Origin of the sequence: Rahnella sp. CJA17(1/100) (assembly GCF_963881615.1) — a bacterium.
GTDB lineage: Bacteria > Pseudomonadota > Gammaproteobacteria > Enterobacterales > Enterobacteriaceae > Rahnella > Rahnella aceris.
Genome location: NZ_CAWOJA010000083.1, coordinates 111,679 through 125,213 on the forward strand (window position 1 = coordinate 111,679; position 13,535 = coordinate 125,213).

At 52.3% G+C, this 13,535-nt stretch carries 13 protein-coding genes; 9 read left to right on the forward strand and 4 right to left on the reverse strand.

The genetic code is table 11. The features are described 5' to 3' along the window. Positions 1 to 6: 6 nt before the first annotated feature. From mreD to csrD, 4 genes are all read right to left on the reverse strand, one after another. On the reverse strand, positions 7 to 495 hold the full coding sequence (gene mreD / locus AACU55_RS23950; RefSeq protein WP_013577289.1) for a rod shape-determining protein MreD: 489 nt from the start codon (positions 493 to 495) through the stop codon (positions 7 to 9). Next, positions 492 to 1,499 (reverse strand): rod shape-determining protein MreC, encoded by a 1,008-nt coding sequence (mreC, locus tag AACU55_RS23955; RefSeq protein WP_013577290.1) that lies wholly within the window; start codon positions 1,497 to 1,499, stop codon positions 492 to 494. The genes mreD and mreC overlap by 4 nt, the downstream gene beginning before the upstream one ends. Positions 1,500 to 1,754: 255 nt before the next feature. After that, the gene (gene mreB / locus AACU55_RS23960; RefSeq protein ID WP_013577291.1) at positions 1,755 to 2,798 is read right to left on the reverse strand and encodes a rod shape-determining protein MreB; all 1,044 of its coding nucleotides are present in this window, start codon (positions 2,796 to 2,798) and stop codon (positions 1,755 to 1,757) included. A gap of 355 nt (positions 2,799 to 3,153) precedes the next feature. After that, positions 3,154 to 5,088, reverse strand: coding sequence for an RNase E specificity factor CsrD (csrD, locus tag AACU55_RS23965; RefSeq protein ID WP_134706255.1), 1,935 nt, complete (start codon positions 5,086 to 5,088; stop codon positions 3,154 to 3,156). A gap of 316 nt (positions 5,089 to 5,404) precedes the next feature. On the opposite strand from csrD, the gene msrP reads away from it, so the two are divergent. The 9 genes from msrP to AACU55_RS24010 all read left to right on the forward strand — a co-directional run bounded on the left by msrP (position 5,405) and on the right by AACU55_RS24010 (position 13,167). After that, entirely contained in the window at positions 5,405 to 6,406 is a 1,002-nt protein-coding gene (gene msrP / locus AACU55_RS23970) for a protein-methionine-sulfoxide reductase catalytic subunit MsrP (protein ID WP_112151057.1), read from the forward strand. A gap of 18 nt (positions 6,407 to 6,424) precedes the next feature. After that, on the forward strand, positions 6,425 to 7,027 hold the full coding sequence (gene msrQ, locus AACU55_RS23975) for a protein-methionine-sulfoxide reductase heme-binding subunit MsrQ (RefSeq protein WP_037035007.1): 603 nt from the start codon (positions 6,425 to 6,427) through the stop codon (positions 7,025 to 7,027). 241 nt (positions 7,028 to 7,268) lie between these two features. After that, positions 7,269 to 7,721 (forward strand): type II 3-dehydroquinate dehydratase, encoded by a 453-nt coding sequence (gene aroQ / locus AACU55_RS23980; protein WP_013577295.1) that lies wholly within the window; start codon positions 7,269 to 7,271, stop codon positions 7,719 to 7,721. Between the two features lie 32 nt (positions 7,722 to 7,753). Next, complete coding sequence (accB, locus tag AACU55_RS23985; protein ID WP_013577296.1) at positions 7,754 to 8,218, forward strand: acetyl-CoA carboxylase biotin carboxyl carrier protein; 465 nt, start codon at positions 7,754 to 7,756, stop codon at positions 8,216 to 8,218. An 11-nt stretch (positions 8,219 to 8,229) separates the two neighbouring features. Next, a complete protein-coding gene (gene accC, locus AACU55_RS23990) occupies positions 8,230 to 9,579 on the forward strand; it encodes an acetyl-CoA carboxylase biotin carboxylase subunit (protein ID WP_013577297.1) in 1,350 nt (449 codons plus the stop codon). A gap of 84 nt (positions 9,580 to 9,663) precedes the next feature. Next, on the forward strand, positions 9,664 to 9,906 hold the full coding sequence (locus AACU55_RS23995; protein ID WP_015690529.1) for a YhdT family protein: 243 nt from the start codon (positions 9,664 to 9,666) through the stop codon (positions 9,904 to 9,906). Then, positions 9,896 to 11,341, forward strand: coding sequence for a sodium/pantothenate symporter (panF, locus tag AACU55_RS24000; RefSeq protein ID WP_037035005.1), 1,446 nt, complete (start codon positions 9,896 to 9,898; stop codon positions 11,339 to 11,341). Before AACU55_RS23995 ends, panF begins: the two co-directional genes overlap by 11 nt. 43 nt (positions 11,342 to 11,384) lie before the next feature. After that, positions 11,385 to 12,269 (forward strand): 50S ribosomal protein L11 methyltransferase, encoded by an 885-nt coding sequence (gene prmA / locus AACU55_RS24005; RefSeq protein WP_037035003.1) that lies wholly within the window; start codon positions 11,385 to 11,387, stop codon positions 12,267 to 12,269. Between the two features lie 145 nt (positions 12,270 to 12,414). After that, positions 12,415 to 13,167: a carbonic anhydrase gene (locus AACU55_RS24010; RefSeq protein WP_225444940.1), complete on the forward strand. Its 753-nt coding sequence runs from the start codon at positions 12,415 to 12,417 to the stop codon at positions 13,165 to 13,167. The last annotated feature ends 368 nt before the right edge of the window (positions 13,168 to 13,535 follow it).

Below are 13,535 nucleotides of genomic sequence, written 5' to 3' on the forward strand. Positions count from 1 at the left end.
ATATCCTCATTGCACAGCAAACTGACGACGAATTTTACGCATCAGCAGGAACAGCCATGGCCACAGCACACCGTCGACCACACTGCTCCAGAAAACTTCAGGCCGGAACGACACATTGACTACCAGGAATTCTCCCCAGAACACCATGACGTCCACAGCCAGCGAAAGCACCATAACAATCAGCGCTTGTTGCCACAGAGCCAGGTTACGGAATAACTGGAATTTGAACGCGACCAGGTAGGCGGTAATGGCAAAAGCCAGCGCGCGGATACCCAGGGTCGATCCCAGGATCAGATCCATAATAAACCCGACAACAAAACCGGTACCCACGTTGACGCGATGCGGTAATGCCATCACCCAGTAAATCAGGATCAGCATCAGCCATGACGGCCTGAACATATAAATCTGTTCAGGCCACGGCATCACCTGCAATAACATGGCTATTAAGAAGGATAGCCAAATAATCCAGCGTCCGTGGCTCCGGTAGCTGTTCATTGCGTCGCTCCCTGCACAGCAGGCGTGCTAACCGGTGTCGTTACCGTACCCGTTGCCGGTGGAGGAACAGGAGCTGGCGGCCCCATATCTCCCGGAGGTGGCAACACTTGCGGCATCATTTGCATCAGGCGTTCATTGGCCACGCGATGAACTTCATCCGGCGGTAAAGGATGCTCGCCATTACGGTCAGAGCCCCATAGTAACAGCAGGTAACGCAGACGTTGCAGACCGGCGGTCGGACGCGCCTGAATGACGGTATACGCACGCTGATTATCAACTTTAACCGAAGATACAACGCCGACCGGATACCCTTCAGGGAAACGTCCACCCAGACCTGAGGTGACCAGCACATCACCGACACGAATATCGGTGTTGCTTGGCAAGTGTTCAAGTTGTAAGTCATCAGCACAGCCGCTACCGGCAGCGATAACGCGGATGTCGTTACGCAGCACCTGAATCGGCAACGCATGTGAAGCATCACAAATCAGCAGCACACGGCTGGTCAGCGCGGCAACAGCGATGACCTGGCCAACAACGCCTTTATCGCTGATGACGGGTTGCCCGATATACACACCGTTGTTGCTGCCTTTGTCGATGACGATCTGATCGCTGTAAGGATCATTGCTGGTGGAGAGAACCTGCGTCACCATTTTGTGCTCGTCCTGACGCAACGGTGATCCCAGCAGCTCGCGCAAGCGAGCATTTTCTTGTTTGTATTGGCCAAGCAGCATCAGGTCGCTGTTTTTCAGCAACAATTCCTGACGCAAAGCGCGGTTTTCAAGTTCCAGCTGGCCACGGGTGGCAAACGTAGAAGAGACCTGATCTAAGAATTCACGCGGGGCATTGGACAAAAAATAGAAGGGACTGACGGCAGTATCCATATAGGTGCGGATTTTAACAAACGTACCTATTTTACTGTCGGCAACAATCAGGACAATGGCCGTGAGAATAGCCAAAAAAAGTCGCAGTTGCAGGGAAGGTCCCCTGCTAAAAATTGGCTTCATAAAATATGCGAGTTCCTCGGCAACAGAAGGTTTCAGCCAGTCGAAGTAAAGACCTCACCTGACAGAAACGGCGGCAATCTCATGGGATAGCCAAAACACTGGCAGAGCTTTATCGCTCAGCCAGTGTTTGCACGGATCCACATTGAACACTGCACACTTCACGTTGCAGGTTTTACCTGACGGACAACCACCTTCCCGGGCAGACTATTCTTGCTTGCAACAAGACTTGTTTGAATCAGCAAGTCTTCGCTGAGATTACTCTTCGCTGAATAAGTCGCCGCCGTGCATGTCGATCATTTCTAATGCTTTACCACCGCCACGGGCGACGCAGGTCAGTGGATCTTCTGCGACAACAACAGGAATACCCGTTTCTTCCATCAGCAGGCGATCAAGGTTACGCAGTAATGCGCCACCGCCGGTCAGCACCATGCCGCGCTCGGAGATGTCGGAAGCCAGTTCTGGCGGACACTGTTCCAGTGCAACCATCACCGCGCTGACGATACCGGTTAGCGGCTCTTGCAATGCTTCGAGAATTTCGTTGGAGTTCAGCGTGAAACCACGTGGAACACCTTCAGCCAGGTTACGACCGCGCACTTCGATTTCGTGCACTTCATCACCCGGATAGGCAGAACCGATGCTGTGCTTGATACGCTCAGCCGTTGCTTCACCGATCAGTGAACCATAATTACGGCGTACATAATTAATGATAGCTTCGTCGAAACGATCGCCACCGATACGTACAGAAGAGGAATACACCACGCCGTTCAGGGAGATCACGGCAACTTCTGTGGTACCACCACCGATATCCACCACCATTGAACCGGTCGCTTCGGATACCGGCAGGCCTGCACCGATTGCCGCAGCCATCGGTTCTTCAATCAGGAACACTTCACGCGCGCCTGCACCTTGTGCAGATTCACGGATAGCACGGCGTTCAACCTGAGTTGCGCCGACTGGCACACACACCAGTACACGCGGGCTTGGGCGCATGAAGCTGTTGCTGTGAACTTGCTTGATGAAGTGTTGCAGCATTTTCTCAGTCACGAAAAAGTCAGCGATAACGCCGTCTTTCATTGGACGAATAGCGGCAATATTGCCAGGAGTACGACCCAGCATCTGTTTCGCGTCGTGACCAACAGCAGCAACGCTTTTAGGTGAACCAGCACGATCCTGACGAATAGCCACAACTGATGGCTCATTCAGCACGATGCCTTGTCCTTTTACATAAATGAGGGTATTGGCGGTACCCAGGTCGATGGACAAGTCGTTGGAAAACATGCCACGAAATTTCTTAAACATAACGAAGGGATAATCCTGCTAGCTGGGGGCGGAAAATAAAATCCGCCTACTTTACCAACCACGCGAAGCAGCGACAAGGCGCAAAAACGTCCTGCTTCCGTGAAAATTGTCCGCGATGTCGCCATTCACTTGCGGTGACTTTTTGAGGCTGATGGCACTGCGAAATAATTCTGTCTCGCAGGCTCGGTTTACCTCGGGCAGGCACCCAGGCGAAGTAGCAACACCACACATAAATTCTTACACTTTTACCAACATCTTCCATCCATCTGCGGTCTGAGCACAAACACCGGATACCAGACAAGGGCGTAGGTCAAAAGCTGGCTCATTCTACGTTAAATAATGCGTTAACGGTCACTTAAACATCGCGGTTGTGTGAATATTTTTTACCGGCCGGTTCAACAGGCTCCGGACCGGCAAAAAAATCGCCCTGCCCGCCGTGGATCCCGCTTTTCAGCAGGACAGCCCACTCCTCTTTTGTGCGCACGCCAGAGGCAAATACCAGCGCCTGAGTCCCTTCGCACGCACTGAGTAAGCTTTGTACAAAGAGCTGATTTTCAACCCTTTTATCAATATCACGCACTAACCCCGGGTGAAGCTTAACTCTCTCCACCGGGAAAGTTTTCAGATAGGAGGTGCTGACCACCGTCAGTCCGGCTTGCGAAACGGCCAGACGACAGCCCAAACCCTGTAACAATCTGATCGCAGGACGCAGACGGTCGGTATGTTGACAGAGATCCGCCTCAGCAAGTTCAATCAAAATTCGATTTCGTTGTGTTCTTTCGCACTGCAGCAAGGTATCGCGCAGCCAGCGAACAAATGAGCGCTGCAATAATGAATCAACCGTCAGGTGAAATGCTAACGTTTCATCCGGCCAACGGTTAAGTAACGGAATAATCTGACTTAACATGACCCGGTCAAAGCTTTGCGACAACCCGAACTGAACCACCAGCGGGATAAACTCCGCAGCCAGCAGTTCCTGCTCGCCGTCGAAGACACGCCGCTGCACCTCACGGTGATCCGGTTTGTTGTCCCGGGTGAAGGCGGGCTTCTGATAAAGACGCGGGCCGCCGCGCGCCAGCGTATTTTCCAGCAGGGTCCGCCAGCGCACGCTGCCGCGACCTTTTTCCGGCACATTTTTATCATAGATAAACCAGCTGTTACTGCCCTGGAACGCCGCATGTCGCGTCGCCTGCTCGGCCATGTCCATCACCTGATCCGGCGTCTGACCGAAACGGTAGGCGCTGATACCGATGTACATCAGCGCATCGCGGTCAATTAGCGACGAAGTCGGCAGGACGCCGAGCGCATTGACTAATTGTGAGGCCATCACTTCCGCTTCCTTTAAGGTGCGGTGTGGCAACAGCACGGCAAAATCACTGTGGAAATAACGTGCCAGCAGCGCGTCAACATGGCGCATCACGAACGTCGATAACAAATTCACCATCGCCGAACGCAGTTCTTCGACCACTGCCTGACCGTGCGTTTCGCGCATGGTGTCGAAATCCGGCAAGCGCAGTAACATCAGCACACCGTGCGCACCCTTTTCTTCCAACTGCGTCGCAAGCTGATTGTCAAAGAACAGGCGGTTACTGAGACCGGTTTGCGCGTCCTGCTGAGCATAAGCACGGATCAAGGTATCCACGCGGCTGCGCTGCTCACGTGCTTCATTCAGATCCCCCAGCAGACGATCTATCGCACTGCTGGCAGAATGCGGCCATTCGCCCACATGACCGGACAGCCCTTCCCGTTCACCGCGTAATATTCTGACCGCGCGGTCTTCCAGCTTTTCCACACCGTCCGTTTCCTGACGTAACCAGCGAAAACTGAGCAGCAGCATAGCGAGCATGACCAGAATGGCGATCCCAATCGTGAACGTAGAACGCAGGGAGCGGATGTAACTGCTGACAGGATCAACATAGGAAATGTGCAGCGACATGGCGTGGTTGTGCATCAGCGGGATAATGGCAGTGTCATATTCCGGCATCACGCTGTCCCACGAGCGGTGTACATCCGGACGCTCGTGGTATTCAAAAACGGTGGTGTTATCAAGTTTGACTTCGATATCCGTGACATCAAGCATACGCATAGCCTGAGGCATCCAGCGTTGGGCATCTGCGGGGGGATGCGTCAGTAATGCCTGATCATAAGTCGTGGCAAGTGCCTGAAGATGTTGTTCGGTATCTTGTTTGTTCAGATAGATAAAGCTGAAAGTGACGCCAAGCAACATCAGTAACATTGCCAGAGCAACTAACATCGTCATCAGTGCCGATAGTCTGGTAGTAAATCGCATCCCTGTGCCTTACTCGCTACGGTGAGGGGGAAACAAACCCTTTCTCTGAGCTTGCCACGAAAAAACGCCGCTACTATAAAACAGAAAAATGCGATGGAAGGAGAAATTTTCGAAAGAGTCATTCGCATACATTCATAGCATAGCAATACAAAAACCAATCAATTCGTAATTCTTATATAAATGGTAAACGCCTCCTCAATGTCTGCGGCAAAATGCGCTTTTTTAGCGTGATATCTCGCAAAGCGTCCGGTTTCACGCCATGCTTTGTTTATAACCATAAAAATGAATCACGAAAATGAGAATGCCGGAGAAGGCTATGTTCAAACCCCGCAAACTAACCGAAGCAGACGTCACACCCGAAAGTATTTTTTATGACCGGCGCAAAGTTTTACAGGCACTGGGGATCAGTGCCGCGGCACTCGCTGTTCCCCAAAATGCACGCGCAGATATCCTTTCCTGGTTCAAAGGCCATGACCGCCCTGCCGCGCCCGCCGGTAAACCGCTGGATTTCACCAAACCCGCTGCTTATCAAAATGACCTGACACTGACCCCCGAGGACAAAGTTTCCGGCTACAACAATTTCTATGAATTCGGGCTGGATAAAGCTGATCCGGCCGCCAACGCCGGGCAACTGGTTACCTCGCCGTGGAAATTAACAATAGAAGGCGAAGTTGCTAAACCGATGACGCTGGATATGGATGACATCATGAAGCGCTTCCCGCTTGAGCAACGTATTTACCGGATGCGTTGCGTCGAAGCCTGGTCGATGGTGGTGCCGTGGATCGGTTTTCAGCTGAGTGAGATTCTCAAACTTGCCGAACCGACCAGCAAAGCGCGTTATGTCGCGTTTACTACCTTATATGACCCGGAACATATGCCGGGGCAGAAAGACCGGTTTATCGGCGGTGGACTGAATTACCCGTACGTTGAAGGATTGCGTATAGATGAAGCGATGAACCCGCTGGCGATGATGACGGTCGGCGTTTATGGCAAAGCACTTCCGCCACAAAACGGCGCGCCTATCCGCCTGACCATTCCGTGGAAGTACGGTTTCAAAGGCATCAAATCCATCGTGAACATCAAATTTACTCAAGATGAGCCGCCGACAACCTGGAACCAGATTGCCTCCAACGAATACGGGTTTTACGCCAACGTGAACCCGCATGTGGATCACCCGCGCTGGTCGCAGGCAACGGAACGGTTTATCGGTTCCGGCGGCTTACTCGACGTGCAACGCCAGCCGACATTGCTGTTCAATGGTTATGCCGAGCAGGTAGCATCGATGTATCACGGTATGGATTTACGTAAGTTCTATTAAGGAAGAGGCGGTTCAGTTATGCGTCGTTTAAGCCCTGCCAATATTACCGGGTTGAAAGTGATCATCTATCTTTGCGCCATTTTGCCTTTTTTCTGGATTGTGCTTTCGATTAATCAGGGCTGGTTCAGTGCCGATCCCGCCAAAGATATTCAGCATTTTACCGGTAGGATGACTCTGAAATTTTTGCTGGTGACATTACTGGTCACGCCCGTCGCACGCTATGGCAAACAGCCATTACTGATCCGCACGCGCCGTTTGCTGGGGTTGTGGTGTTTTGCGTGGGGAACCTTGCATCTTCTCAGCTATTCATTCCTGGAGCTTGGGATCAACAATATCCGCCTGCTGGGAAGTGAACTGATATCGCGCCCGTATCTCACCCTCGGTATCATCTGCTGGATCCTGCTGCTGGCACTGGCCTGCACCTCCACCGTGTGGGCACAACGCAAAATGGGATCAACCTGGCAAAAGTTGCACAACTTCATTTATCTCATCGCCATACTTGCGCCGATCCACTACCTTTGGTCGGTAAAAGTGCTGTCGCCACAACCGGTGATTTACGCAATACTTGCCGTCATCTTGCTGGCATTCCGTTATAAAAAATTCCGCCAGTGGCTGCGATAAGCCGTGGAACTTTTGGCCCGGTTGCCCCTCATAATTTCGACAATTGCACCCACGTTGACCGGCCGAGGGTTGATTATCTTCGCTGATAAGACCAGTATTTAGCTGCGAATTGCCACGATATCATTATAATGCCCGACCTCATGCCGAAGAGACGGGCCGATTTGCCGCGAAATAGGTGACAAACCGGTGACATCAGGGTATTTTCTACAATCTTTGTCTAATTGCCGGAGATAGGCTCACAATGGCGCATAAGTTTGACATTTTGCTACTGAACGGTCCTAACCTGAATTTGTTAGGCACCCGTGAGCCTGAAACGTACGGACACACCACGCTCAACGATATTGTTAAGGGTTTGGAAGTGCAGGCTGCTGCTGCTGATGTAGCACTGAGCCATCTGCAATCCAATGCAGAACATGTCCTGATTGAACGTATTCATCAGGCACGCGGAAATGTCGATTTCATCCTGATCAATCCCGCGGCCTTTACCCATACCAGCGTGGCGCTGCGCGATGCATTACTGGGGGTGTCGATTCCGTTTATCGAGATCCATCTGTCGAATGTACATGCCCGCGAAGCTTTCCGGCACCATTCCTATCTTTCCGACATCGCAGTGGGCGTTATTTGCGGACTTGGCGCAGATGGCTACCACTTTGCATTACAGGCAGCGGTTAACCGCTTGTCAAAAACCCACTAATTTCTACGCAAAAAGAGTACGGAATCACACCCATGGATATTCGTAAAATTAAAAAACTGATCGAACTGGTTGAAGAATCAGGCATTTCTGAACTGGAAATTTCTGAAGGCGAAGAATCAGTACGTATCAGCCGTGCTGCACCTGCGCAGGCTTATCCTATGATGCAACAGGCTTACGCTATGCCTGTACAACAACAGCCAGGTCTGGCTGCTGCGGTTGCGCCAGCAGCTGCGCCTGCAGAAGCAGCTCCGGCTGCAATCAGTGGCCATATCGTTCGCTCACCGATGGTAGGCACCTTCTACCGTACGCCAAGCCCGGACGCTAAAGCCTTCATCGAAGTGGGTCAGAAAGTGAACGCCGGCGATACCCTGTGTATCGTTGAAGCGATGAAAATGATGAACCAAATCGAAGCAGACAAATCCGGTGTTGTTAAAGCAATTCTGGTAGAAAGCGGCCAACCGGTTGAATTCGACGAGCCGCTGGTCGTCATCGAATAACGAGGCGTACCATGGTAGATAAAATTGTTATCGCGAACCGCGGCGAGATTGCTCTGCGTATTTTGCGTGCCTGTAAAGAAATGGGCATCAAAACCGTTGCTGTGCACTCTACCGCTGACCGTGACCTGAAACACGTGCTGCTGGCAGACGAAACCGTCTGTATCGGTCCTGCACCTTCAGTAAAAAGCTATCTGAACATCCCTGCCATCATCGCTGCGGCGGAAATCACTGGCGCGGTGGCTATCCACCCGGGCTACGGTTTCTTGTCCGAGAATGCCGATTTTGCAGAGCAGGTTGAGCGTTCTGGTTTTATCTTCATCGGCCCGAAAGCTGAAACTATCCGCCTGATGGGTGACAAAGTTTCTGCGATCCAGGCGATGAAAGCGGCTGGCGTACCTTGTGTACCTGGCTCTGACGGCCCGCTGGGCGATGACATGGATCAAAACCGTGCCTTCGCAAAACGTATCGGCTATCCGGTCATCATCAAAGCTTCTGGCGGCGGCGGTGGTCGTGGTATGCGTGTTGTACGCGGCGACAAAGACCTCGAACAGTCCATCAACATGACCCGTGCGGAAGCTAAAGCAGCTTTCAACAACGACATGGTTTACATGGAAAAATACCTGGAAAATCCACGTCACGTGGAAATTCAGGTACTGGCTGATGGTCAGGGCAACGCCGTTTATCTGGCTGAACGTGACTGCTCCATGCAGCGTCGTCACCAGAAAGTCGTTGAAGAAGCGCCAGCACCGGGCATCACGGAAGATCTTCGTCGTTTCATCGGCGAACGTTGTGCCAAAGCCTGTGTGGATATTGGCTACCGTGGCGCAGGTACTTTCGAGTTCCTGTATGAAAACGGCGAGTTCTTCTTCATCGAAATGAACACCCGTATCCAGGTTGAGCATCCGGTTACCGAGATGATCACCGGTGTGGACTTGATCAAAGAGCAGCTGCGCATTGCGTCCGGCCAGCCACTGTCGATCAAACAAAGCGAAGTGAAAGTCAAAGGCCATGCGGTGGAATGCCGCATTAACGCGGAAGACCCTAACACCTTCCTGCCAAGCCCAGGCAAAATCACCCGTTTCCACGCCCCTGGCGGCTTCGGTGTTCGTTGGGAATCGCACATTTACGCAGGCTACACTGTGCCTCCGTACTACGATTCCATGATCGGTAAACTGATCACTTACGGTGAAACCCGTGAAGTGGCCATTGCCCGCATGAAAAATGCGCTGGCAGAACTGATCATCGACGGCATCAAAACCAACATTGAACTGCAAATGCGCATTATGGACGACGAGAATTTCCAGCATGGTGGCACTAACATCCACTATCTTGAGAAAAAACTCGGTTTGCAGGAAAAATAAAAAGACCGTACCGTTGCGTACTCTCTTATCAAGGCCGGATATTCCGGCCTTTTTTACGTTTTGAGGGGAGACAAGTAAATGGCGTTGGACAAACGTTTCTTACAAGCCAACCGTGAAGCCCGATGGGCTTTTGGGCTGACGATTGCTTATCTGCTGGCATGGAGTTTTGCCGCCTATATTCCTGACGATAAACAGGGCATCACCGGCCTGCCGCACTGGTTCGAAATGGCCTGTCTGCTGGTACCGCTGATATTCGTTCTTTTAAGCTGGCTGATGGTTCGCGTGATTTACCGCGATATTCCGCTGGAGGACAGTCATGCAGACTGAAGTCTTATTGCCACTGATTGCCTATTTGCTGCTGGTCTTCGGGTTGTCTGTTTATGCATATACCCGCCGCGAGCAGGGCAACTTCCTGACTGAATATTTCCTCGGCAACCGCTCCATGGGCGGCTTCGTGCTGGCCATGACCCTGACCGCCACCTACATCAGTGCCAGTTCCTTTATCGGCGGCCCCGGTGCCGCCTACAAATTTGGCCTTGGCTGGGTATTACTGGCAATGATTCAGTTGCCTGCCGTCTGGCTTTCACTCGGCGTACTGGGTAAAAAATTCGCCATTCTGGCGCGCCGCTATAATGCGGTCACGCTGAACGACATGCTGTTTGCCCGCTACCAGAGCCGTCTGCTGGTCTGGCTGGCAAGCCTGAGTCTGCTGGTGGCGTTTCTGGGCGCGATGACCGTTCAGTTCATCGGTGGCGCACGCCTGCTGGAAACAGCAGCCGGTATTCCTTACGACACCGGACTGCTGATTTTCGGCATCAGCATCGCGCTGTATACCGCGTTTGGCGGCTTTCGTGCCAGCGTGCTCAATGACGCCATGCAGGGACTGGTGATGCTGCTCGGCACCATTTTACTCCTGATCGCTGTCATTCACGCGGCGGGTGGCCTGCACAGTGCGGTGGATAAGCTCCAGCAAATCGATCCGAAACTGGTATCCGTGCATGGCGGGGATGACGTCCTTTCACTGCCGTTTATGGCTTCTTTCTGGGTTTTGGTGTGCTTTGGCGTGATTGGCCTGCCGCATACCGCCGTGCGCTGTATTTCCTACAAAGACAGCAAAGCGGTACACCGTGGCATTGTGCTCGGCACTATTGTGGTCGCCATTTTGATGCTTGGTATGCATCTGGCGGGTGCGCTGGGGCGCGCCATTTTACCTGATCTGAAAATTCCCGATCAGGTGATCCCGACGCTGATGATCACCGTGTTGCCGCCTTACGCCGCCGGGATTTTCCTCGCGGCACCGATGGCCGCCATTATGTCGACCATCAACGCGCAGCTTTTGCAATCATCTGCGACTATCGTTAAAGACTTGTACCTCGGTATTAAACCGGAACAACTGACTAACGAGCGCAAGTTAAAACGCTTCTCAAGCTGGGCCACCTTTATACTGGGATTACTGGTCTTACTGGCCGCATGGCGTCCGCCGGAAATGATTATCTGGCTGAACCTGCTGGCGTTTGGCGGGCTGGAAGCGGTATTCCTGTGGCCGCTGGTGCTCGGTTTGTACTGGGAGCGGGCGAACGCCACGGGCGCACTGAGCTCAATGATTGTTGGCGCGGTTTGTTATACCCTGCTCGCCAGTATTGACCTGCATATTGCCGGTCTGCATCCGATTGTGCCGTCGCTGTTGCTGAGCCTGCTGGCGTTTTATACCGGCAATAAGTTTGGTAAACAGCCACGCGAAAACGTACTCAAGCCGTCCTGAACAGGCGGCACTGATTTTACAGATTGTTAAGAAGAGAATGGCTATGCCTTGGATCCAACTGAAAATTAATACCACCGGTAACGACGCGGAAACGCTGAGCGACGCGCTTATCGAAAGTGGCGCCGTGTCCGTAACGTTCCAGGACACCCACGATAATCCGGTCTTCGAACCGCTGCCGGGCGAAACCCTGTTGTGGGGTGATACCGACGCCATCGGCCTGTACGATGCGGAAACCGACATGGACGAAGTGATCGCCATACTGGAGAACGAACCTCTGCTGGGCAAAGGTTTCGTGCACAAAATCGAACAACTGGAAGACAAAGACTGGGAACGCGAATGGATGGATAACTTCCACCCGATGCGTTTTGGCGAACGTCTGTGGATTTGCCCGAGCTGGCGCGATGTGCCGGATCCGAATGCTGTGAACGTGATGCTGGATCCGGGACTGGCGTTTGGTACCGGCACCCACCCGACCACCGCGATGTGTCTGCAATGGCTCGACAGTCTGGATCTGACCGATAAAACCGTGATCGACTTCGGTTGTGGTTCCGGCATTCTGGCGATCGCCGCGCTGAAGCTGGGTGCAAAACACGTGGTTGGGATCGACATCGATCCGCAGGCGATTCAGGCCAGCCGCGATAACGCCGAACGTAACGGCGTATCAGAGCGTCTGTCGCTTTATCTGCCGAAAGACCAGCCTGATAACCTGTCAGCCGACGTGGTGGTCGCCAATATTCTCGCAGGCCCTCTGCGCGAACTGGCGCCACTGATCAGCGTGCTGCCGGTAGCAGGTGGCCATCTGGGGCTTTCCGGCGTACTTGCCAGCCAGGCGCAAAGCGTAGCGGATGCCTATAAAGACCAATTCGAACTGGATCCGGTGGCCGAGAAAGAAGAATGGTGCCGTATAACCGGTGTTAAAAAAGCCTGATGTCAGCCTCCCGCTTTTTCTGTTTGTGCAGAAAGAGCGGGTTTCCCCCCAAAATCCTTTTCCGGCCTTTTCCCGTATTTCTCCTGCCGCCTAAACCCCTTACACTTCGCAAGGTTTATTACTTAGCAAATGAAAGGGATAACTCTTGAAAGGAACAATATTGTCTGCCGCGCTGGCTGCACTTACGCTGTCAGTTTCTGCACAACCCGCCTTCGCAAACGAAGCGCCACACTGGTCATATGATGGCGACGCCGCCCCGCAAAACTGGTCAAAACTCAGCCCTGACTTCCATCTGTGCGAGCAGGGCAAAGCACAGTCGCCTATCGATATCAAAGAGGCGTTAGAGGTGCACCCTCGCCCGCTTAAACTCAGCTATCAGTTACCGCCGGTGAATGTCATTAATAACGGCCACAGCGTGCAGGTCAATGTTCAGCAGGGTGATTTTGCCACGCTGGACGGGGATAAATTCGTCCTCCAGCAATTCCACTTCCACTCTCCGAGCGAAAATACCCTCAACGGTAAATCTTTCCCGATGGAGGCGCATTTTGTTCATATGGATGCTGACGGTGAAATTGCGGTGATTGCCGTAATGTTTGAAACCGGCAAAGCTAATGCCGAGCTGGAAAAAATCTGGCAACAGATGCCGGAAAAAGCGGGCGAATCTGTCACGCTGAAAGAGAAAGTCAGTCTTGATGGCCTGCTGCCCACCGATCTGACGCATTATCGTTTCAGCGGGTCACTGACTACGCCACCTTGTACAGAAGGCGTTCGCTGGCTGGTCGTTAAACAACCTCAGACGCTGTCTGAGGCGCAGCTGAAGAAATTCCAGCATGCGATGCATCATGCGAACAATCGCCCGGTACAAGGACTGCATGGCCGCGTGGTAGTGGCAGAGTAATTCCGTACTGCAGATTAAGGTGCAGAATCTGTTTCTGCATCTCTTTGTCTTGTTTGTTCACCTTTCTGAAAATGAGTCACTTTTTAACCAAAAGACGATCTGCATCACAGAATTTTGTGGTTGTTGCTGCTTAAAACGTCAGATCTCCCCTTAGAATCAACTGTTATAACCGGATGATTCAGAGAGTTATTAGGAATTTGCCCAAGCGCACAATTTGACCGAAGTCACATAACTCAATGTAAAACCACGATAAAAAAACAAATCGTTATGAACTTCAGCGCTGACAAGGCATTTTCTTATCAAATTGCTCAAAGTTTGGCCTTTCATATCGCAGCGAAAATGCGTAATATACGCGCCCTTGCGGACAT